Annotated in this window: 16 protein-coding genes and 1 tRNA gene; 6 read left to right on the top strand and 11 right to left on the bottom strand. The window is 57.4% G+C overall.

The window, feature by feature from the left end:
- Nucleotides 1-10 precede the first annotated feature (10 nt).
- Nucleotides 11-1,000 carry a threonine synthase gene (locus tag ACIX8_RS09555; RefSeq protein ID WP_223295497.1) on the bottom strand — a complete coding sequence of 330 codons (990 nt, stop codon included), beginning with the start codon at nt 998-1,000 and terminating at the stop codon, nt 11-13.
- Nucleotides 1,001-1,338: 338 nt separating this feature from the next.
- Between ACIX8_RS09555 and ACIX8_RS09550 the strand changes: the two genes are divergently transcribed.
- Entirely contained in the window at nt 1,339-2,694 is a 1,356-nt protein-coding gene (locus ACIX8_RS09550; protein ID WP_014265133.1) for a dicarboxylate/amino acid:cation symporter, read from the top strand.
- Nucleotides 2,695-3,015: 321 nt separating this feature from the next.
- Here the strand turns inward: ACIX8_RS09550 and ACIX8_RS09545 are convergent, their stop codons facing one another.
- Together ACIX8_RS09545 and ACIX8_RS09540 are read right to left on the bottom strand one after the other, a co-directional pair.
- On the bottom strand, nt 3,016-3,927 hold the full coding sequence (locus tag ACIX8_RS09545) for an alpha/beta fold hydrolase (protein ID WP_014265132.1): 912 nt from the start codon (nt 3,925-3,927) through the stop codon (nt 3,016-3,018).
- Between the two features lie 60 nt (nt 3,928-3,987).
- A complete protein-coding gene (locus ACIX8_RS09540) occupies nt 3,988-4,242 on the bottom strand; it encodes an MFS transporter (protein ID WP_044176474.1) in 255 nt (84 codons plus the stop codon).
- Nucleotides 4,243-4,740: 498 nt separating this feature from the next.
- On the opposite strand from ACIX8_RS09540, the gene ACIX8_RS26510 reads away from it, so the two are divergent.
- Nucleotides 4,741-4,830, top strand: coding sequence for a LacI family DNA-binding transcriptional regulator (locus ACIX8_RS26510; RefSeq protein WP_083836651.1), 90 nt, complete (start codon nt 4,741-4,743; stop codon nt 4,828-4,830).
- A 204-nt stretch (nt 4,831-5,034) separates the two neighbouring features.
- On the opposite strand, the gene ACIX8_RS09535 is transcribed toward ACIX8_RS26510, so the two are convergent.
- Entirely contained in the window at nt 5,035-7,374 is a 2,340-nt protein-coding gene (locus ACIX8_RS09535) for a winged helix-turn-helix domain-containing protein (RefSeq protein WP_190273759.1), read from the bottom strand.
- Nucleotides 7,375-7,662: 288 nt separating this feature from the next.
- Between ACIX8_RS09535 and ACIX8_RS09530 the strand changes: the two genes are divergently transcribed.
- From ACIX8_RS09530 to ACIX8_RS26505, 3 genes are all read left to right on the top strand, one after another.
- A complete protein-coding gene (locus tag ACIX8_RS09530; RefSeq protein WP_014265129.1) occupies nt 7,663-11,466 on the top strand; it encodes an FG-GAP-like repeat-containing protein in 3,804 nt (1,267 codons plus the stop codon).
- Nucleotides 11,467-11,573: 107 nt separating this feature from the next.
- The gene (locus tag ACIX8_RS09525) at nt 11,574-15,194 is read left to right on the top strand and encodes an Ig-like domain repeat protein (RefSeq protein ID WP_014265128.1); all 3,621 of its coding nucleotides are present in this window, start codon (nt 11,574-11,576) and stop codon (nt 15,192-15,194) included.
- 302 nt (nt 15,195-15,496) lie between these two features.
- Entirely contained in the window at nt 15,497-15,955 is a 459-nt protein-coding gene (locus ACIX8_RS26505) for a tyrosine-type recombinase/integrase (RefSeq protein WP_083836649.1), read from the top strand.
- 76 nt (nt 15,956-16,031) lie between these two features.
- On the opposite strand, the gene ACIX8_RS09515 is transcribed toward ACIX8_RS26505, so the two are convergent.
- Nucleotides 16,032-16,107 (bottom strand) — tRNA-Ala (locus ACIX8_RS09515).
- Between the two features lie 186 nt (nt 16,108-16,293).
- Here ACIX8_RS09515 and ACIX8_RS24520 point away from each other — a divergent pair.
- Nucleotides 16,294-17,223, top strand: a complete 930-nt coding sequence (locus ACIX8_RS24520; protein WP_014265127.1) for a DUF2076 domain-containing protein — start codon at nt 16,294-16,296, stop codon at nt 17,221-17,223.
- 293 nt (nt 17,224-17,516) lie between these two features.
- Here ACIX8_RS24520 and ACIX8_RS09505 read toward each other — a convergent pair whose 3' ends face one another.
- The 6 genes from ACIX8_RS09505 to hpf form a co-directional block, all read right to left on the bottom strand.
- The gene (locus ACIX8_RS09505; protein WP_014265126.1) at nt 17,517-18,515 is read right to left on the bottom strand and encodes a uracil-DNA glycosylase; all 999 of its coding nucleotides are present in this window, start codon (nt 18,513-18,515) and stop codon (nt 17,517-17,519) included.
- Nucleotides 18,516-18,521: 6 nt separating this feature from the next.
- Nucleotides 18,522-18,728, bottom strand: a complete 207-nt coding sequence (rpoZ, locus tag ACIX8_RS09500) for a DNA-directed RNA polymerase subunit omega (RefSeq protein WP_014265125.1) — start codon at nt 18,726-18,728, stop codon at nt 18,522-18,524.
- Nucleotides 18,729-18,794: 66 nt separating this feature from the next.
- A complete protein-coding gene (gmk, locus tag ACIX8_RS09495) occupies nt 18,795-19,496 on the bottom strand; it encodes a guanylate kinase (protein WP_014265124.1) in 702 nt (233 codons plus the stop codon).
- 130 nt (nt 19,497-19,626) lie between these two features.
- Nucleotides 19,627-21,498, bottom strand: coding sequence for an ABC transporter ATP-binding protein (locus ACIX8_RS09490; protein ID WP_014265123.1), 1,872 nt, complete (start codon nt 21,496-21,498; stop codon nt 19,627-19,629).
- A gap of 66 nt (nt 21,499-21,564) precedes the next feature.
- A complete protein-coding gene (rapZ, locus tag ACIX8_RS09485; protein WP_014265122.1) occupies nt 21,565-22,500 on the bottom strand; it encodes an RNase adapter RapZ in 936 nt (311 codons plus the stop codon).
- A gap of 108 nt (nt 22,501-22,608) precedes the next feature.
- Nucleotides 22,609-22,938, bottom strand: coding sequence for a ribosome hibernation-promoting factor, HPF/YfiA family (hpf, locus tag ACIX8_RS09480; protein WP_014265121.1), 330 nt, complete (start codon nt 22,936-22,938; stop codon nt 22,609-22,611).
- Between the last annotated feature and the right edge of the window lie 44 nt (nt 22,939-22,982).

Here is a 22,982-nt window from a genome sequence, read left to right as displayed (position 1 = left end):
GGATCGTTCTTTACGTTAGCCTAAGTGCGTGCGCGATGACATCGGTGTATTTATTACCTGATCCCGTATTAAAGAGCACAACGCGATCTGAAGGATGGAGGAAACCTGTACTTAGCAGATGATTGTAGGCTGCGGTCGCCGCGGCTCCCTCGGGGGAGAGCAAGATGCCCTCTTTGGATGACCAGTCCTTTAGCGACGCAAAGATCTCCTCATCCGTCATGGCAACCACAGTCCCCTGCGACTCTCGCACGATATCCAGAATGATGGAATCGCCATAAGGCTTGGGCACGCGTAACCCTGAGGCAAACGTGGCGGCATTCTGCCACATCTGGCTTACGGCTTCTCCTCTGTCGAAGGCCCGCGCCACCGGAGCACATCCTGCGGCCTGGATGGCAATCATCTTGGGGCGCTTGCCTTTTACCCACCCAAGATCCTCGAGTTCCTGAAACGCCTTCCACATACCGATTAGCCCAACGCCGCCGCCGGTCGGATAGAAGACGGCATCGGGATACTCCCACCCCAACTGCTCCACCAACTCATATCCCATGGTCTTCTTGCCCTCAACGCGAAAGGGCTCCTTGAGCGTCGAAAGATCGAACCAGCCCTCCTTCTCTTTTCGCTCACCGACAATGCGCGCACAATCAGAGATCAAACCATCTACAAGGGTCATGTGAGCGCCATAAGCAATGCACTCTACCTGGTTCGCCAACGGCACATCCTTCGGCATAAAAATATGTGCTTCAATTCCTGCAGCAGCAGCATAGGCTGCGACGGCACCTCCGGCATTCCCCGCAGAAGGGACTGCGACCTTCTTGATCCCGTAATGGCGAGCCATCGTAATCGCCAGTGCCAGCCCGCGTGCTTTGAATGTTCCGGTGGAGTTAGCCCCCTCTTCTTTCAGGAAGACATTCTCATATCTGCGGCTGGGCAACATCGGCGTCCAACCTTCGCCAAGCGTGACTGGAGCAACCGATGGAAGAACGGAATGGTAGCGCCACATCCCCGACCAGGTGCGGTCTTGCTTCGTTGTACCAATCGCATCCCTCGTGTCGCAATCCCCTTCGCCGAGGCAAGGTCATAACGGACGTAGAGCGTCCCAGTACACTGCGTGCAAACTGTCTGTGGGAGGGAGGGATCGAAAAGAGCCTTGCAGCGCGAGCATTCCAGGTGAGTGATATTTGGCATTTCGTAATATCTTATATACCAATATAAGGTTTGGCATCCGACAAAATATATAGAACTTGGTGACGATGCTCAGCACAGTATGACGACTCGCGGATCATTGTGGCCTGATCGATAGTCTCAAGAGCGCATCTCTCAGGCACATAGAAAGCAGACATGGTCCAAGTTCGCTCAACTCCCTCTCAGGCTCTGAACATCTTCACTGTCGCCGGTCTGGTTATTTATGGCACGGGGATCTGCCTTGCGCATTCTCATGCCCTTGGTATGGGTATCCGCGTCGCGGGCCTCGCAGTATTGGCCTTCGTAGCGATGCAACGCCGCTCAATCGCAACCTGGACCCTTTTCGCAATTCTTGCGGGAACTGAACTCGGCGCGGACGCCCCTCACGTCGCAATTCGTCTGCATGTGCTTGCCGAGATCTTCCTGCGACTCGTGCGACTCATCGTAGCTCCGCTGATCCTTGGCACGCTCACCACGGGAATTGCAGCGCATGGAGGCCTGCGTCATCTTGGCCGCATCGCTTGGAAGACATTTCTGTATTTCGAAGTTGTCACTACCCTGGCACTTCTCCTCGGTGCGGTGGCCATCAATCTCTCCCATGCTGGGGAAGGCCTCGCTTTGCCAGCATCTCCAACCACCAACAACGTTATTGCGACAACAGCGACGCATCCAGGGCTCGAGTCATTTCTCCTTAATATATTTCCCGAAAATATTGCACAGGCGGTTGCACAGAACCAGATCCTTCAGGTTGCAGTCTTCGCAATTCTCTTCGGCGTCGCACTCGCTCTCCTCGCCGACGAAAAGAAAGCGCCCCTGCTTTCTGTTCTGCAGTCGCTCACGGACACAATGTTCCAGTTCACCAGGATCATCATGTACTTCGCTCCAATTGCGGCCGGCGCGGCCATGAGCTATACAGTCGGCAGCATGGGGCTCAGCACTCTATTGCCACTGGCAAAGCTCGTAGCGACATTTTATGGAGCCATCCTCGCATTTCTTGTCGTGGTCCTTTTGCCCATCGCTATCTTGGCCAGGATCCCCCTTCGCAAATTTCTTCAGGCAGTCAGCGAGCCCGTTGCCATTGGGTTCGCGACCAGCACCTCCGAAGCAGCGATGCCTCTTGCCATGGAGCGCATGGAGGAGTTCGGTGTACCCCGATGGATCGTCTCGTTCGTCATTCCCGCCGGCTACAGCTTCAACATGGACGGAGCCAGCCTTTATCTCTCGATCGCGGCGATCTTTGCAGCGCAGGCATCCGGCGTCCATCTATCTCTGGGATCTCAGGCGGCTATGATTGCAATCCTTATGGTCACCAGCAAAGGCCTCGCCGGTGTCCCCAGAGCCATTCTTGCGATCCTGCTAGCGACAGCCTCAATGTTCCATCTCTCCACCCCAGCGATCATGACGATCCTCGGAGTCGACGCACTGATCGACATGGGTAGAACAGGGCTCAATGTTGCAGGCAACTGTCTGGCATCTGCCGTAGTAAACCAATTGGAGAACCATAGTGACTGATATTCGATCAGCGACATCTGTGTGTTCCAACAGAAATATCCATGAATCAGATATGTCATCTTCAAAGACGATTCAACAGCTCTCCCCAGGAAAGACCTTCGGGACGCAACTATCGTATCGAGTCACTTGACGTCCTTCGCGGTCTCTTGATGCTGCTCATGGTGATCGATCACACACGCAACTATTTTCGAACGCGGCCATCGACCCGCCCATCCACTCCTGGCCCGCATGTCGTTCCACCATCGGAGGACGGCCATAGACATGTTCTCTCTTCTCGACTAATCGCAGCCACCCTAAACGCGCGAAAGCATGGCTTCGCAATTACTCTTTGCCAAGGAACGCATTTATCACCCGCACATACTTCTCCGGTTCTTCATAGCTTGGCAGATGCCCGCTCTCTTCGAAGACTTCAAACTTCGCTCCAGGGATCGCCTTATAGATGCGCCACGCCGTCAGCGGCGCCACGTTCATGTCATAGCGCCCCGTGATGACCAATGTCGGAACAGAGAACTTCGGTAGCGCTGGCATTAGGTCTAGGTCTTCCGTTGCAGCCTGCACTGCCTGGCCCGTCGCAGGCGAGTTGCCCAAGTCCTTCGCGTGGCTCATGTAGTAGTCCAGCTTCTCGCGGCTATAGAAGATCATGCTGAAGTGGTCGCGCAGCCCCTGCTGCGCCTTCTCCTCGTCGTTTGCGGTAGAGGCCCTCATACTCGCCTCCTGCGCCTCTAGTTTGTCCGGAAACACCTGTGGAAATAGGTGTACGATGCTCTTCCAGCCCACTACGCCGTCGGAGATGATCAGCTTATCTACGTGCTCCGGGTGAGCAGCCGTGTAGGCCGTCACCAGAAAGCCTCCATACGAGTCGCCGCACAGATCGATCTTGTCCAGGTGCAGCGCCGCGCGTACGGCATCAAGGTCTGCCACCTGTGCGTCCATTCTCATCGCCGCATCCGCGTGCTTCAGAGGAGACCTGCCCGTCCCGCGCTGGTCATAGAACACCACCTGCCGATGCCTCGCAATTTGCAGCCATACATCGTTCTGCACCATGTAGATGTGCGAAAGCCCCGGACCACCGTTCACCGCAAACACCGGCGTTGCCTTGCTCGGCTGGCCATAGACCCAGTACGCGAGATTGACATCGGCAACCTCGACGTAACCTGTGGGCGGGATCACCGGCATAGGTGTTTGCGCCGCCACCGGCGCGGATAGAGCAAGCAATGCTAGCAACATCTTCATCACAGATCGTCCTCAGATCCTTAAATGCGTCTAATGCAACTTTATGACTTAACCTTTTATTTAGACAATCGCACTCTTCTCGTTCTCTTCCAACTCCACGCCACAGGTCTCCGGCAATAAGAGAACCCCGAGAGTCATGAGCAGGTAGGCAGAGACTGCGAACAGGGCGATGGCATGGCCCAGACGCATGTGGATGGCGAAGAAGCCGACCAGCGCGGGGAATAAGGCGCCTACACCGCGGCCAAGATTGTAGGAGAAGCCCTGCGCGGAGCCTCGGATGGCAGTGGGAAAGAGCTCGGTGAAGAAGGCACCCATGGGGCTGAAGGAGCCATCTCGTGCATCGCTTCCTAGCAAAAACGGGAGAGGTTAACAATGGTTCGGCGTCTGGGACAAGTCTGCGCTATGCAATGTGAAGACGTTAGACTTGCGGCTTATCAAACCAGCCGTTCCCCATAGAAGCAGCGTGTTCTGCGATTTCTGTTGGCTTGGAACTGCTCCTCCAAACACTGACGAAACTACTGGAATTTTCAGATATTTCATTTGATCCTCGTAACCTTCGCTCCTAGAAGGCAGCGCTTGAATCTGCCACGACACTCTTCATATCTGAACCGTTAGTTATGGAACGTAAGTTCTTCCGAAGGGCAAAAAAATCCAATAGTGGGCAACATTCTAGTGACCGGCGCAAGCGGATTCGTCGGCGAACATACGCTTCTTCATCTGCTCGGGCAGAAGCCGCTCAATCAGTTAGTTGGCCTTGAACTCGGGGACCTCGTGTCAGCCAAAGAATACCTGCGGTAAACTGCACCCTAGACTATGCCGCCAAAGATGAAAGACATCGCCGCAGCCGTTGGAGTATCCGTGGTGACGGTGTCCAAGGTCCTGAACGGAAAGCAACATTTCTGACGCGCCTACTGCGGGTCGAAGAGACTTGCTTGTTGATTGGTTCTGGGACTGTTAGTTGGAAATTGCCGACAAGATGTAGGTCTTACACTCAACTGAGAGATGTGAGGTTCCCCACAAACACAGGGTCGAGATCAATCCTTTTAGCACCTTTGAAAATGAAGGACTCCTCAACAAACAGCCTGCTTTAGTTTCGCTGTCCAAAGATCATCGAGGAAGTTGCTGCTCATACCGGTGCATTTGCCGGAGAGGTGGAAAGTCAGTATCTGCATCCCGCCATACTTCTTCGAGCTGCTCGTACTCGAGCCGCGCGTGAGAGGTATCCCCGATAAGCTGCAAAGAGTGTCCAAGTTCCAGAGTCGAAAGCTCTACGTAAAGAGAATCGGGCGCGATGATGCGGTGATCGATCACCCGCTGAAACTCGGCGGCAGCCTCTTTCGGCTGCTTCATCTGGAGATACGCCAACCCTCGATAGTAGGAGGGTGCAAGCTGCATGAATTCATTGAAATCATAAACACGGCTTACGTCCAAAGACCGCACGGCTTCTTCCGGCTCATGCTTTTGCAAATGGATCGCCGCACGTACCGAGGCCAGGATGGACGAATTTAGAATGGTGTCCAGCGGAGATTGTGCAGCCGCCTTGCCGGCTTCCGCCTGCGCGAGAGCGGTCTCTCCAGCACGAGCCAGGGCTAGCGCCGCGAAACCCTGTGTCTGTGGGCCGTTCGGAGCTAACTTCAGAGCGTCTTCGATGTCGTGCCGGGCCTCGCCGGGATAACCCACGTCCGCCTTGGAAGTAGCCTTGTTAAGTGTGGTGCCCGCTGCGAATTCGACGAGATTGTTTTGAAGGGCACTCTCCTTTGCCTGGTCAAAGAGCCTCCATGCCTCGGCAGCTTTCCCCCTGGACACGGCAACATTGGCGGCTTCCTGAAGCAACAAAGTCTCTTGTGACTTCCCGCGAGCCCATTGCAGCTGATGCTGCATGCCTGCCTCGTCGTTTTGGGCAAAGGCCCCCTGAAAGCAAAGCACGTGAAATACGGTAGTGTTGCTCTCCTCTCCCAGTGAACTCTTACAAAGGGCGTTCAAAGAGGCGTAGTCTCCCACCTCGAGATAGGCCTGAGTCCATGTAGCGTTGGCCAGGTCGATCGTCGTGTCCAACTGGCCTGCCGTTCGCGCCAGCTCTACCGCCTTCTCCGGTTGCCCAATCAGCAGGTACTCGATGGCCAGATTATTTACTGGCGCCATGTCCTGTGGATAGACCTTCCGCCAGAGTTCATAGGCTTCCGTTGCGCGCGACACTTCGCCTGTCGCGAACCCATAGTAGTTTGCGGTGATGTAGAGCCGTTCCCGGTCAGTCGTGCGTGCGCGGAGATCGAAAGCCTTTTGAAAATACTGTCGGCTCAACACATACTCACCGGCATTGAAGTAGATAGCGCCAAGCCGGGCATAGGCCAGGGCGAACTGGGGATCGAGGTCGGCAGCAAGTTTATAGTCCGAGATCGAATCGGATTCCAAACCTTGCGCTCGCTTATCTTCCCCCTGTGTGAAAGCTCTAAGGGCAACCAGGGAACTCGTTGTGGCCTGATTGAGTGGAACATTGAATCGCTGCAAAGAGTTATCCGGTTCGCCCAGACGGCGACGCATCTGTTCCGTGGCAACGTTCAGGGCTGGCAGAATGTCTGCCTTTGTAGAGGCCACACTTTTCTGCGTCGTCAGCTTCCGGCCGCTCGAGCAGGCCCATGCCGTCAACGCCACCTCATTCCCAGGGTTCCGGGAAGCAAGCTGCCCCCTGAGCAGGATCTGTCCGCGCAAAGTGCGGCATGCATTCAACTCGTCGTTCAGCGTAGCTACTTCGGGATCTTTCACCAAAGTTCGAAACTTTCGATCTGAAACCAGATTCAGATAGGGCGATTCCTGCAGCTTCACCCGGAAGGCGGAGGACAGGGTCCCATCCATATCATGATCGCCGCTGCTGTTGGTGAAGCCGCCCAGCACGATCAGGTCGTGCTCGCCAGCCAGGGCGATGTGGCTCTCTCTATAGATTAGGAAGCCTGCCATAACGGCGATCATCGAAACAGCACCTGCCACCAGCAGAACCATGACGGTCTTGCTGGAGATACGCCTGACTGAGAAAGATTCGATTGCCGGCAGCGCAGGGTTGGGGACGAATTCCAGCGACAGCTCGGTGGAACGATCGTCCACCGGCGTTACGTTGGCGATGAACTTGTACCCCTGGCCGGAGATGGTCTTAACGAAACGGGGAGCCATGGCATTGTCCCCGAGCGCCTCGCGCAGCTTGGTGGCTGCGACCCGGAGACTGCCCAGTTCTACCTGGTACATGGGTCCGCCCAGGCGGCGTCCCAGCTCCTCGATGGTGACTACGTTGCCCGCATTTTCGAGCAGCACGAGTAGCAGACGGAAGGGCAAAGCCTGAATTTTGACCCTCTCGTTATCGCACAGGAGCGTCTCCGACAGGACCCGAACCTCGAAGTGGTCGAACCGGTAGGCGTCATGTAGGGGTGGGTCTTCAGAAACAGAGGGATCAGACATCTTTTCATGAAAATTGTAGCTTGATCCCGGCGAACCGCCCTTCGAGGCCGCTCTGAAGCCTCTCGATTCAAGGCGGACGCCGAAAGCTAACCACCTCATTTCAAACATGATTGAGCGGGTAATGGCAGTTAAAGGAGAGTTAATTTAAGTTTTCTTGACAAGGCCTCCCTGATGCGGTGTTTCTAAGACTCTCGCAGAAACTTCATGAGTGAACAGGTCATCTGGTATCCCTCTCCGGTCTGTCGCTCGCGATCCAGATTGCACTCCATTTCTGTTTTAAGGAGCTCCATGAGAACGACGCCTCTTGCTCGGCTGGTTTCTACGTTTGCACTGTTTGCAGTGTTCGCCTCCGTCGCCGCCAGGGCGATGGCCCAGAATGTTCAAGGGAGTGCGCCTGCCTCCCCCAGAGTTGCGCCGAGCAATCCCTTCATGACAAAGCAGGGGAGCAACGCCCGGCCAACGCCGATTCAACACGCCCAGTCTGCCGCCCGGCAGCTTAATCCGAAACTGAAGACGCCATTCGACCGTCAGCTAGCACCGACCCTCGCGCAGATGCTGAAGCCAGTCAGTACGACAGGCGCAACCGGCAAAGCTCTTTCCATGAAGGCGAACGCAGCCGGTGCGGCGAGCGTAATCGGTAACACCCCGAACTTCCCGACCTTCGTGGCAGCTCCGTTTCTCGTTCCCAACAGCTCGGATACTTCCACCCTGTACGTCACTGTCACCGGCGACTTCAATAACGACGGCAAACCTGACGTTGCCGCCATCCAGAACGACGGGAGCATCAGCATCATCCTGAATCCCGGCTCCCTGCAGAATCTTGCGAATATCACTCCCCTGCCCCCCGATACCAGTGCAACTTCCATACAACCGTTCCTCACTACGGCGTATGCCGCGGATATGAACGGTGACGGCAACCTGGATCTCGTCGGCATGGACTACGGAAACAACAACATCCTCGTCTGGATGGGCAAAGGGGACGGCACCTTCGCCAAGGTTGTGATCTATCCTGTCGCGCCGGCGAACGGCGCGGGATTTTTCTATGGCGGATTCATCCTGGTGGGCGACTTCAATAACGACGGTAAACCTGATGTGGTGGCCCTCACCTCGAATCTGGATTACAACACTTTTCACAGCACATTCACGCTCCAAACATTTCTGAATGACGGCAAAGGCAATTTGACTGTGCTGCCCTCCAAACAAGAAAACAATGTAACGTTCAACGATTACTACACCGTTTCGCCCGCACAGGCGGCCGTCCTCAGCAACGATGGCTCAACCACTTCCGGGATCGTCTTCCTTCTGGCAGATATGGGAGTTGCCAATAAGGCCAACACGGGAGAGACCTTGATTTGTCTCTCCAGCAAAGCGGATGGCACCTTCAGCACCCCCGTTGAACCTGCCGGGCCTACCATCACCGATTCTCCCCTGGCCCTATCGTTCGGCTCTCTCTATGCCACGAACCTGAGTGTCCCGGTAACTGCGCCGAAGCCCGGACAACCCGCTCCCAGCATCAGCGCGGGTGCCCCGGTAACAGACATCGTCTTTATGACGGGCGACGGCACGGTGTATGACAGCACGTATCAGCCGAACACCGGAAGCTTCACCCTGCCTGCGCCCAAGATTCTGGTTGGCGCAAATCAGAACAATCCGCCATCGGGCGGAACCACTCCCTCGTTCCCCATACCCAACGAAGCGCTCCTGAATCTTGCCGACATGAACAACGACGGCGTGCTGGATCTGTTGGTCTACACCGCAGGCTCAACCCTTATCTTTCCTGGTACCGGGAACCACACCTATGGCGCACCAACACAAGTTGTAGGCGGCCTTGGGGGCGATCAGCAGCCTCAGCCCGCCAACTTTGACGGCAGCGGCTTCAACTCCTTCGTCTGGTCCGACTCCTACCTGAACGAGCTCGGCTATTACCAGAACATGGGAGCGTTTAGCGCGAGCAGCGCTGGACAGTTCTATGCCGCTCCGCCAGTCTCAGGAGCCAGCTTCAATGGAGGCGCCAACTACTCTGCCCTTGGCTCCAACATCCAGGTTGAGGCTGTCGGAGATTTCAATAAGGACGGTTTGCAGGACGTCATCGCTTTCGATCTATCCAACCTGGCAGCCAATAGCGGATATCCCGACCTGGTCGTTGGCTTGAACAACGGCAATCCTAACAGCTCCAATCAGGTAAACAACTTTACGTTTGCAACAGTGGTTCCAGCCGCCACGCTCGTGAACATCAACTTCGAGTTCGTCGAGCCCTTTACGGTCAAGAACACCCTCGGCACCAGTCTCCTGCTGGGGACCGGTGGAGGAATGGACATCGTAACCGCCAGTCCTTCCGGTAGCTTCGGCACGCCCACTCCGCTCAATCTTGGCACCAGCATCAGCTGTTCTCTGGGATATGGGGATACCGGCGACGTCAATGGCGACGGTATTCCCGATATCGTGATCGCCTATGCCGGCGACTCCACCTGCGGAGGAAGTACAACGCCCTCGGGCTTCTTCACCTTCCTGGGCAAGGCTGACGGCACCTTCAACACCGCGACGTTTACACCGCTCGGAGGCTCGCTCTACATGGTGAAGCTCATCAACTTCAGCGGCGCTTCCGGAAACCTCGATCTCGCCGCCGACGACATGGATAACGGCAACTTCCTGACCGGCGCAAGCGCCTTCTACGCTATCTACGCAGTCCCCAATAACGCCGATGGCAGCGGCACCTTCAACACGACCAATCTGACCGAAAACGCTGTGGGCTATATTGTTTCGGACATCATACCCGGCGACTTCAACAACGATGGCCAGCAGGACCTTACGCTGACCACGGAGGGGCAATACGTACCTGGGTCGTTCACAACCGCTCTCAATTCCATGGGCGTTCTGTTGCTGCCGTCTCAGGGCCAGGTGGTTCAGTACGGGCAAACGTACCTCATCTTCGGCACGCCGTCCCTGGTCGATACAGGCTTCTATGCGCTGTGGGGTTCCTATGCGGACTTCAACGGCGACGGCTATCCCGACCTTGCACTGGCTACCGTCAACAGCGCGGCCGGACTCGGCAATCCCTTCAGTCAACCGCCTCCAGTACCGCTGGTTCAGATTCTTCCGAACCAGAACGGATCCTTCGGCCCGGTTCTCACCGAGATGGACTCGGCGGAGTCGTTCGAGGATCCCTACTCCATGTATACCTTCACCGGCAACTTCGGCAATACCGGAGGCAATGACCTGCTGGTAACTGGACTCTTCAACACCGCTGAGTTTCTAAACCAGGGTGCGAATGCTTTGGCGCTGTCAGCGACTCCAGGCAGCCCAGCGCAGGGTGCTCCGGTGACGCTGACAGCAACGCTGAGCGGACCAGTTACGGGTTACACGGCTACCGGCTCGGTCTCATTCTCCGCCAACGGAACTGTGCTGGGCGCTGCCCCTCTATCCGGGAACACGGCAGCGTTCACCACGATAGCCTTAATAGCCGGGACCAATAAGCTGACAGCGAGCTACTCCGGCGATGAGTTCCATAACGCATCCACTGCAAACGCCACGGTGAACGTCGGAGCCCCCAGCGCTCCAATGTTCTCGCTGACAGCGAGCACCAGCAGCATGACCCTGCAGCAGGGAGCCACCGGATCGGCGGTACTGAATCTGGTGACGAATGGCACGTTTACCGGAGTCGTCAGCTTTACCTGCTCAGGAGCGCCTACCGCGTCTGCCTGCACGATCAGCCCAGCCAGTCTGACCCTGGGCGCTAACCAGGCCGGCAACGTCTCGGTCATTCTTGCGACGACCCCGCAGAACAATCAGTACCAGGCCGGCAACCGTTCATGGATGGAAAGAACAGGCGGTCTCAGTCTGGCTGGATTGCTGCTCTTCCTGGTTCCGCGCCGACGCCACTGGCGTGGCAAGCTTGCGATCGTCGCACTCGCACTGGTTTCGCTTGGATCGATTGCAATGCTGAACGGCTGCTCCGGCAACGGGGGCAACAGTGGCAACAGCAACCCGGACAAATATCCAGGCACTCCCACTGGGACCTCAACCCTTACCGTGACAGCAACCTCCGGATCGATCACCCAGACCCAAACGATTGCTCTCACCGTAACCCAGTAGCGCGTACAAGCGAGGCCTGGAAGCTGGCTTCAGGCCTCGCTGTTTGTAATACCCAGACATTCCTTCAAACGATTTATCAGCACAAATATCTTCGGAGAATTACGAGTATGCGGCTTCTTCCGGCTTTCTGGCACAGGTTCTTTGCTCTCTTTTTATTGGGATATGCGGCAACGCTGGGTCTGGCCCAGACTCCAGTTCAAACGAGCGTCGCGACGCCTTTGATTACTCAGGCAATCGATGAAAGCCAACTCGTTCCCCTGAAAGGCAGTCTTCATCCCCTGGCTAAACCGGCTGCCGATCAGGGCGCTGCGTCAGATTCGCTTCAACTGGGGCGGACGATCCTTGTGCTCAAAGGCAGCGAAGCCACGCAGGCCAGCCTGAAGAAGCTGGTAGACGATCAGCAAAATCCTAAGTCGCCCAGCTATCACAAGTGGCTGACACCGGAACAGTTCGGCAAGCAGTTCGGAGCCGCGCCGCAGGACATCCAGAAGGTTACGCAATGGCTTGAGAGCTACGGCTTCTCCGTCGAAGCTCCCATGCCGGGCCGAAACCTGATCATGTTTTCAGGAACACACGCCCAATTGAAGGCTGCGTTTCACACGGAGATCCATAGCTATAAAGTCAACGGCCAGCTTTACTGGGCGAACGCGAGCGACCCGCAGATTCCCGCTGCGCTGGCACCGGTCGTAAGCGGCTTCTCCTCGTTGAATAACTTCCCCCGGCATCCCATGCACTCGCAATCGCAATTAATCAAGCGGGATAAGTCCGGCTGGAAGCCGGCAGTCACAACGCGGCAGGTACATCCGGAATTCACAACAACAAGCCAGGGACAAAATCTCACGGCGCTCGGGCCTTACGATCTCGCGACCATCTACAACGTGCTGCCTTTATGGAATGCAGGCATCGATGGCACGAACCAGACCATTGCCATCGTCAGCGAGTCGGATATCAATCCCGCCGACGTGGATTACTTCAGAACGACCTTCGGCCTACCACCCAAAAAGCTCAACCTTATCTATTACGGTCCCAATCCAGGTCTCCTTGGTGGAGGTGTTGAATCCGAAGCCGACCTGGATGTGGAATGGGCCGGAGCCGTCGCCAGGAACGCCACCATCGACCTGGTCGTAGCAGCAAACACCGCGATGTCCGGCGGTATTGATGGGGCAGCGGCTTACATCATCAACAACAATCTGGCTTCGATTCTTAACGTGAGCTATGGAGCCTGCGAATTGGATCTGGGAACATCAGGCAACCAGTACTACTCCCTGATCTGGGAGCAGGCAGCCGCCCAGGGAATTACCGTACTGGCCGCCGCCGGCGATTCAGGATCGTCCGTCTGCGACGATGGTGAAGAATATGCCGTAAAAGGCTTGAGCGTAAGCGGCATCGCCTCCACCCCTTATAACGTGGCTGTAGGAGGCACGGACTTCCCAGCCAGTTTCAATAATCCGAGCCAGTATTGGAACTCCACCAATGCCCCAAACACCCTGCAATCGGCCAAGTCCTATATTCCAGAGTCGCCCTGGAATAACAGCTGCGCGAGCCCTGAAGTTCTGGCAGCCCTGCAGGCCAATGGAGGAACCGATGCCACCTCTGAAGCAGTCTGCAACGATGTCAACGAGTTCGATTCCTTCCTCGACACCATCGGCGGTTCAGGCGGTGCCAGCAACTGCACGATTGTAGGCACAAGCACCACAGCCCCTTGTTCCGGTGGCTATCCAAAGCCAGCCTGGCAGAGCGGCGTGATGGGCATTCCGGGCGATGGTGTCCGCGACCTGCCGGACGTCTCGCTCATGGCCGGAAACGGATTGTGGGGCAGCCTCTATGTTTACTGCCAATCCGATGCCACCTCCACTGGAACCTGCGATGTGAACAATGAGCTTGAAGGGGCGGGCGGAACATCTTTCGCCAGCCCGATCTTCGCCGGCATGCTGGCGCTCGTACAACAGAAGACAGCTTCGCAACAGGGCAACGTGAATTACGTGCTGTATAAGCTGGCCTCCACCCAGTACGCGAACAGCGGCAACGCGGCTGCCTGCAGCTCGTCCACGGCTGCAACGGGAAATGCCTGCCTGTTTTACGACATCACCACGGGAAGTAACGCTGTTCCCTGCCTCAAAGGATCGCCAGACTGCACTCCGGCTGTAGCGACAGATAACATCGGTATCCTGCCGGGCTACAACGCTGGAGCCGGATACGACCTCGCGACCGGCCTGGGCTCCGTCAATGCCGCGAACCTGGTGAACGGATGGAGCAGCGCCGCGACGACGTTCCTTCCAACCAGCGTTGCCGTTACGTCCAGCAGCCCGACCACGGTGCCGTACGGAACCGCTATCAATCTGGATATAACGGTCACACCGGTAGCACCAGCCACCGGCACACCCGGCGGAGATGTAGGCGTTACGACGAACAGCACCGTTCTCAACAGTAACTCCGTAGCCGAAGCGACACTTGCCAGCGGAAAAGCAACGATCCCCGCGACACAACTTCCCGTTGGCACCTATCAGCTATTTACCAACTATGCAGGCGATGCGACCTTTGCTCCCAGCCAATCCAATGGCCTGCCCGTCACCATCACTCAGGCCACTGCGAGCGGCGCGTCCGTCACTGACAGCGAAACGAAGATAGAGACAGGACAATACGTAACCTTCACCCTCTCTCTTCCCGCGGTCAGCGGCGGAGTCAGCCCTACCGGCACCGCCACGTTCACCAATGCCACCACGGGGGCGGTATTAGGTTCCAGGATTCTAACTCCCGGTGCTTCCACAACAATGCCCTCCGCCACGGCTTATGTCACGGCATCGTCCAGCCAGTTGCAATCCGGCGTGAACAGCATCACAGTTAGTTACTCCGGAGACTCCAACTATGCCGCCTCCAACGTCTCCGCACCTGCTGTCACCCTGGCTGCACCGTTTACAGCAACGATCAATCCTGCCACTCTGACACTCGCTCCAAACGCAACCGGCAGCGTGGCAGTTACGGTCACACCTAAGGGCGCTGCAACTCTCAACCCCATATCGTTATCGTTCTCCTGTCCTGCAACACTACCGGCTGGATTGGCATGCACGTTCAGCACGCCGGTTGCCGCCAATGGTGGCTCGGTCACCTCTACTCTGACGCTGCAGGCTGCCACCCCGTTGATCGTAAAGTCGAGTCCAGTGGCAGCAATGGCCACACACAGCAGTCAGTGGCTGGGTGCCGGGACCATCGTGAGTCTTTCCGGACTATTGATCCTCCTGTTGCCCCGACGACGCCGGTTCAATCTCACGGTGCTGATGATAGCGGCCCTGCTCTCGCTCTCCCTCACAAGTGGGTGCTCCGGTAATAACGGCTCAAACTCGGGAAGCAGCACACCAGCCTTGATCGCTACCAGCACGGCGGTATCTCTCTCCTCCACGACACCTGCCTTCAACTCACCACTGTCGCTGACGGCGAAGGTGACGCCAGGTTCAGGCACGGGGACACCAACAGGCGGCATTACCTTTTCATCGGGTGGCACATCGCTCGGCACTGCAAGCCTTGCTTCGGGTTCTGCAACCCTCTCCACCAGCTCACTGCCGATCGGTGTCCAGAGTGTCACCGCAGCTTATGGAGGAGACGCAACCTATGCTGCCTCAACCTCTTCTGTGGGCAGTGTAGACGTTACGTTCACCAATACGATCACCGTGGCCGTAGCCGATAGCGTGGGAGACACAAGCAGTGCGCAGGTCGCGGTAACGATTCAGTAGCCCGAACTCTTGTCGATAATAAGCACAACCGCTTTCTTCATCTTCCGAATGCTCTCCTGAACTTCTTACTCTCGTCGCTGACGAGAGCAAGAAGTTCAGAATCCACTGATGAAGGCAAGCACTCAGCGCAAGCCAAGCCCGTCGGGTGGAAGGGGATAGCTTGCTCCTGCATGGCAAGAGCAACACCCCCGGGCGGGAAGGACGGGCAAAAGAATGGAGCCTGCGGGTTCGCAGGCTCCATCGAAGGAAGGGGTGAAGGCTAAGCAGCCTTCGCCTTCTTCAGGTCTTTTGGTTGGCCTGAGATTCTTGACGTTCGGCGCTCCTACGTCGATGGTGTTGAGGGGCCACCCAAAACGGATTCCTCACGCCGCCCTTTGCCCATCCCGCCGCAAGCCTTGGAAGCTCTCAAGGCTTGGCACGAGCAAACTTCCTATTCGGATAAAGACGATTGGGTGTTTGCATCGGAGTTCCACTTCGGCAAGCAGCCACTCTGGCCTGGAACGCTCTGGCGTAGGAACGTAGTTCCAGCAATCGAACGCGCGAAGATCACGAAGTCTAAGCTAGGGCGGCATTCCTTACGACGCAGCTATGTTTCCCTACTCTTATCCAGCGGAGCAAGTCTTCGTGTGAGCATGGAGCTGACGCGGCACTACACACCGGAGATGACGCTAGGCACATACGCACAGACTGTAGGGAATGAGAAGAGGAATGCTGGAGAAAGGGTAGCTTCGCTTGTACTTCCGCAGGCAAAAATCGCCTAATGTTCCTTTATTGTTCCTTCGCGGCTCTGGGCTTTCTTATTGTTCCCAGATTTTCAAGCTAACTGCTTGATTTTAATGGTGGAGCTGAGCGGGATCGAACCGCTGACCTCCTCGTTGCGAACGAGGCGCTCTCCCAACTGAGCTACAGCCCCACATCACAGAGCGGCGCACACCAGGTGGTGGCATCCAAACTGCTTCGTTGTGTAGTTTAGCAGGAGAGACCAGCACGCTCCAAACGCTTTTCTGCCCGGCACGTCGAACCAATGAACCACCGGCACGAAATGTGCGTATTGGCTCTAGAACGCATCGTAACCTTAGCAGCACCAAGGAGTAGCCCCGTGACAGTGCAAGAACAGCAGATGATCGACGAGTTGGTCCAGAGAATTCGCAGCACGCAGCTCGCCGAGAAGGACACCGACGCAGAGAAGCGGCTCCAGCAGGGGCTCGCAGGCTATCCCGATGCCGTTTACGTACTCGCGCAGACCGTGCTCGTGCAGAAGTACGGTCTGGAGCAGGCCCAGCAGCAGCTACAGGACATGCAGGCCGAGCTCGATGAACTACGTCAGCCGCCGCCACCTCCTCCTGCGAAGTCCGGCGGAAGTTTTCTTGGCAACCTGTTCGGCGGCGGATCGCATGAGCAGCCGCAGCCCGGCCAGGCACCTGGCTATCCTGCTTCGTCCACTCCCTATCAGCCTGTGAACAACCCAGGCTATCCACCGTATGCAGAGGCAGCGTATCCGCCCTATCCTCCACAGGGCTACCCACCGCAAGGCTACCCGCAACCGCCTGCCTATGGCCAACCCATGGGTTATGGCGCGCCGATGGGAGGATCTCCGATGGGCGGCGGTGGCGGCTTCCTTCGCAGCGCCATGCAGACAGCCGCCGGCGTCGCTGCGGGAGAGGTCGCGTTCCAGGGCATAGAGTCGCTCTTTCGCGGCTTCGGCGAAGGCCACGAGGGGCATGGCTTCAGCGAGGGGCGTCCCACTGAGGTCGTCAACAACTACTACGGAGAAGGCGAAGGCGGGGAGCATCATCACGAAGCTTCCTCCAGCCATGATGACAGCAGCTTCTACAACCCGGACCACGATGCCAGCCGCGATGACGGCAAGGACCGGGACTCCGGCGTCTCTAAATTTGCCGACACGGACAAGGATGACGATTCCAAAGACGACAAGGATGATTTTGACGACAGCGGAGACGATGATTCCAGCAACGACGATTACGATTCGACCGACGACAGCAGTTCGAGCGACGATAACGGGTACTAACGCGAACTAAGAACCGGCTACAACCAGGTGCCCCATCCTCGATGCGGCTTTATCGCGGCAGGGTGGGGTATCGTTTGCGGTAGCAAACGACCGCTCTCTTCCGTCGAGGCAAGATCTCCACTTCCATGCAGAAACAGTCGTGCTTCGCACGATACCCCTGACGCAGAGCGCGATTCCAATGTTTGTGGCCCGCTTTGCGTCCATACCCCACCCTGCCGCGCATAATACTGCGCGTCGAGAATGGGGCACCCAGTCCTGTAGGGGCAAGTAATCCCTAAAGTAATACGGTCTAACTACGCCTTCGCCGCAGGCTTCAGGCCCATCTCCGCCATCACCATCTGCAGATCTTTCCAGGCCTCGCCCTTCTGGCGCGGATCGCGCAGCAGAAAGGCCGGGTGATACGTAACCACCAGCTTCGAGCCGCGAGTACTGTGCCAGCGCCCACGCAGTGAGCTGAGCGATTGCTTCACCCCCAGCAAATAGGTCGCAGCCGTGCCGCCCAGCGCCACAATCACCTGCGGCCGCACAATGTCGATCTGGCGCAGCAGAAACTGCGAGCAGGTATTGGCTTCGATCGGTTCGGGCGTCCGGTTCCCCGGCGGGCGGCATTTAACAATGTTCGCGATATAGACCTCTTCGCGTTGAAGCCCCATCGCCTTGATCATGTTGTTGAGCAACTGCCCTGCCTTGCCCACGAACGGGAGACCGCTGGCATCCTCATCGGCCCCAGGGCCTTCCCCGACGAACATCAGCTTCGCATTGGGGTCGCCATCCGCGAAGACGATGGTATGGCGGCCGGCATAGGCCAGCGGGCAGCGTGTGCAGTCGCCGATATCGGCACGTATGGCTTCGAGTGCCGCAGGCCGTTCGGCAGCGGGAAGAATCTGCGTGGGCAACGGCGCAAGCTGATCGAAGGAAACAGGTTTCGGCATAGGGACTGCGAGCTCCGGCGGAAGATTGAGCGGCGAAGGCTCTGAGTCAAAATAAGACGCCACGGGAGGCTGTTCGGTGGCCCTGGCTGGAACTGGCGGCCTTGGTACAGGAGATGGCACGGGAGGTGCCACCGGAGCGCGCGGTGGCACCGCAGCAGGAACGCTGCGCGGCACAGGCGTCGCAGGTCTTACCGGCGCTTGTGCAGGCGCGGCCACACGCTTTGCCTCGGCGGCAAAGGCTTCACGCACCGATTCAGGCAAGAGTGTCGCAGGGTTTTCGCGGCGATAAAGGTCGTAGATGCCGAGGTCGCGCAGGTAGTCGACATAGGCGCGGAGATGCTGCTGCGGAGTAAGACTCATTCCTCTCTATAGTACCGTCGGAGGAGTGGGTTTCTTCGCCATGACGCTGTAGGTGACCTTGCCTGCTCGGACCTCGTCCTGCGCCACGCGGCAGGCCTTCATCGAGGTTGAAACGCCGAGCGGCGGCGCACCGGATTGCAGTTGACGAGCGCGACGTGCAGCGCCCTTCACAAGGCTGTACTTGTTCTGAAACAGATCATCATTTGCAGCCATAACGAGGACCTCCGGGGGGATGCAGTTATCTTACGCTCCGAACACGATTGTGTGGTGGTGAAGACCTTACACAATCGCCGTCGAAACCTGAAAGCTCGTCAGCGCGGCGTCCAACCTGGCCGAGTGCGCAGAGGTCAGACATCGTGCCGCCGTCTCCGCCACCTCGCCCTCTTCGCCACGCTGGTGGAGCACGATGGCACGCATCTCGGACGCCGCCTGGTCCAGTTGATCGTTAATCAGCGCGTACTTGTAGTCCGACAGATGCCGAAGTTCATTACGGGCCTGCGAAAGGCGCTCTTCAATGACAGCTTCATCGGTAACACCTTCAGCCTGGCTGCGATTGCGCAGACGCATCTCCAGAACCTGAGGGCTGGGAGGAAGAATAAAGATCGAGACCGCCTCCGGCACCTTCTTCATCACCTGGAGCGCTCCCTGCACATCGATATCGAGCAGCAGATCGTGTCCGTGGGTACGGGCATGTTCGAGCGCGGAGACCGCCGTGCCGTAGTAGTTGCTGCCGAAGACCTTGGCCCACTCAAGAAACTCGCCCGCGTCGATCATGCGTTCAAACTCGGCATGATTCGTGAACCAGTATTCCTTGCCATTCTCCTCGGACCCGCGCGGCTGGCGCGTGGTGTAGGAGATGGAGAACTCGAGACCTTCGACAAGCCGCCGAACCTCGGATACGAGGGTGGACTTGCCCGAGCCGCTAGGCGCCGAAATGATAAAGAGAATACCAGCCATATCGATAACAAGCCTGCCAGCCATGGGTCTAAGTTCTCCTGACAGTGTACCGGTTCGAGCGTTCCGACGTTAGCTCATCGCCGAACAAAGTTATACAGCGCGAAGCGCGTTCCGTGACGCTTTAGCGTCGCGGAGACGGAGGGAGCCGTGGCCTTCAGACCACACCCTCACCCTCAGCCGCAACGACCTCGCCCAGGTCAGCCTCCAGAAGATCGTCCTGCCCAAACTGCAATTTATAGAGCCGACTGTACATGCCACCAAGCTCCACCAGTTCATCGTGAGATCCCAGCTCGGTCACGCTTCCTCGCTCGATCACCGCAATGCGATCGGCCCTGCGTACAGTCGAGAGCCGATGTGCGATCACCAACACCGTCCGGCCCTGCATCAGGTTCGCCAGCGCGGCCTGCACCGCGACTTCGCTCTCCGTATCGAGCGCAGAGGTCGCCTCGTCGAGAATGAGGATCGGCGCGTCCTTGAGGATAGCGCGCGCAATGGCGATCCTCTGCCGCTCCCCACCAGAGAGCCGCGCACCGCGTTCGCCAATCATCGTGTCGTAGCCATCCGACATACGCAGGATGAAGTCGTGAGCCAGTGCAGCCTTTGCCGCAGCCTCGATCTTCTCCATGGAAACATCGGGGCGTCCATAGGCGATGTTGTTTCGCACCGTGTCGTTGAAGAGCACCGTCTCCTGCGTGACCTTGCCGATCTGCGCCCGCAACGAGGCAATCGTAAGATCGCGAACATCGTGCTCATCCAGCAAAATCGTACCGCCTGTCACATCGAAAAAACGTGGCAGCAGATTTACCAGCGTCGACTTCCCCGCCCCGCTCGGGCCCACCAGCGCCACGACCTCACCACGGCGAACAGTTAGCGAGATGCCATGCAGCACCTCCTTCGCCACCCCGGCGCGCTCATAGCCGAAACGCACGTCACGAAATTCGATCAGCCCGCCAAAGCTCTTGAGTGTAATCGCTTTCTTGCGCTCAAGAACTTCATCCTGCTCGTCGATGAACTTGAAGATCTCCTGGCTGGCGCCGACCGCCTGCTGGAAGTTGTTGTAGTAGACCGGCATCTTTCGCACCGGATCGTAAAGTGTGAAGGTCGCGATCAGGAAGGCAACGAACGATCCGGCGCTCATGCCGTGATGCATGATGCGATCCCGTCCAAAGAGCAGCAACAACGCGATGGCGACCGCCCCCAGGGCATCCATCAACGGCGAGGAGATAGACTGTATCGCAACCGACCGCATGTTGGCTGTGAGCAGCCTGTCCGCTGCTTTGCGGAAGCGGTTCATCTCCCACAACTCCATGCCAAACGCCTTCACAATGCCATTGCCTGTGATGGTCTCGTGGACAATGTTCTGAATCTCGGCTAATTTGTCCTGGCCTCGGCGCGTCGTTTTGCGAACACTGCGGCCGATGCGTCGCGCCGAGGACACGATGACGGGCACAAACAGCAGAAGCACCCAGGCCATACGTCCGCCTGTAAGGATCACCGCGCCGATCATGAACACCAGAGTGAAGATCTGTTGCAGAAAGTCGCTCATCACCGTAGCCATGGCAGCCTGCACACGTTCAACGTCACTGATGAGCGTGGAGATGAGAGCACCAGTGGAATGCCGTTGAAAGAAGGCCGTGGAGCGCCGCAGCACCGAGTCGTACAGGTCGTTGCGTATATCGGTAATCATGCCGAAGCCGGCCTTGTTCGCCAGCACCGTACCCAGATAGTCGCAGATCGATTTGATGATGGCCGAGCCCACCAACGCTACTGCCACTACCGTCCAGGCGTTACGAAAGTGACTGGGGACGAAGTGCTGCAGGTTAACAGTGATGCTGGTGTGAGGAATATGGAAGAGCAACACCAACGCCGGTGGCGCATCCGGGCGCAGGACGTTATCGAAGATCGGCTTGATGAGCAAAATGCGGAACGCGGCAAGCGCACCAACCACAGCCATCAGCAGAACCGACGTCACCGAATACAGCGCATATTTCTGTAGATAACGAAGGAGCCGCCAGATGCGCCTCATGCGCAACTCCTACAGACCGCAATGCCAAAGATCATCATCAAAAGAAAGTGTACCTTCGTCGACGGCCTAACGCGGCATATCGCGATGCGATGTCTTCACCCGGTAGCCCGCGCCCCCCAGCCGTTTCTTCAGCTCTTCGGCAATCATCACGGAACGATGCTGCCCGCCGGTACAACCAATCCCCACCGTGAGATAGCTCTTCCCCTCCTTGATGTAGTGCGGCAACAGGAAGGTGAGCATGTCCGTAGCCTTGTCGAGAAACTCCTTGGTCTGCGGAAACTGCCGGATGTACTTGGCGACCTTGGGATGCTTGCCCGTCAACTTGCGGAACTCGGGAACGAAGTGCGGATTGGGCAGAAAGCGCACGTCGAAGACGAGATCGGCATCCGTCGGCACGCCGTTCTTGAAGCCGAAGCTCGTCACCGAGATCGTCAGGTTGCGATCGCTCGTGCCGCCGCCGCGCTCAAACTGTGCATTGATATGCGCGCGCAGGTCGTGGACGTTGAAGCGCGTGGTGTCCAGCAGAATATCGGCGACATTACGCACCGGATCGAGCCGTTTGCGTTCCGCGCTGATGGAGGCCAGCACGGTCTCACCGCGCCCCAGCGGATGCGGCCTGCGAGTCTCGGAGAACCTCCGCACGATAGCCTCTTCGCTGGCTTCGAGAAACACGACGCGAGCCGGCAGCACCTTGCGCACCTGCTTGAGGATCGCCGGGAAGCGATCGAGCCGGATGCCCTCGCGCACATCCACGACCATCGCCGCGCGTGTGATCTCGGCGGACTTCAATACCAGGTCTGCAAAGCGCGGAATCAGTTCCAGCGGGAGATTATCGACCGAGTAGTAGCCGAGGTCTTCAAACGCCTTCAGCGCCGACGCCTTGCCGGAGCCGGACATTCCCGTCAGGATGACCAGCTCACGTTTAGGGGACTCTTGTTTCTTAGTCGATTTGGATTCTTTTGCCGGTTTGGACGAAGCTTTGGCGGCGCGCTTGGATGCCATGCGTGCATCCTAGCACCGACAGCCTAAAAAAACGTTAGCGAGAAGCTCCATCGCCCGCAAACACCACGCGCCTCCTGGACAGGAGGCGCGTGGCTTACTTCGAAAGTTCTAAACCGCTTCTAGCGGAAGCGGAATGGGCCGGGGATGATCGCGAACGGTATCGAATCGTTTCTTGTGCTTGATGGCCTGCTGTTCGACCTTCTGCAGCGCGTCATGCAATGCAACCTCCATTTCGACGGCCTCACAGGTTGCGACCAGTTGGTCGCCGCGGCATTGCACCGTAATTTCAGCGATCTTACGGTATTTGTCTTCTGTGAGGATGATATGGGTGCTTGTACAGCGATTGGCAACCTTGGCGACTCGTGCCAAGCCCGCTTCTGCCTGCGTCTTGAGTTTTGCTGTGACTACGGTCTGGCGACCGGTGTACTCAACGATCATGGACAACTCCCTTCGTCCCGGCAGCTTTAGAAGCTACCGTCTCC

Source organism: Granulicella mallensis MP5ACTX8 (genome assembly GCF_000178955.2).
GTDB lineage: Bacteria > Acidobacteriota > Terriglobia > Terriglobales > Acidobacteriaceae > Granulicella > Granulicella mallensis.
The sequence above is the reverse complement of the archived record's forward strand: the minus strand, read 5'-3'. Positions and strand labels throughout refer to the sequence as shown.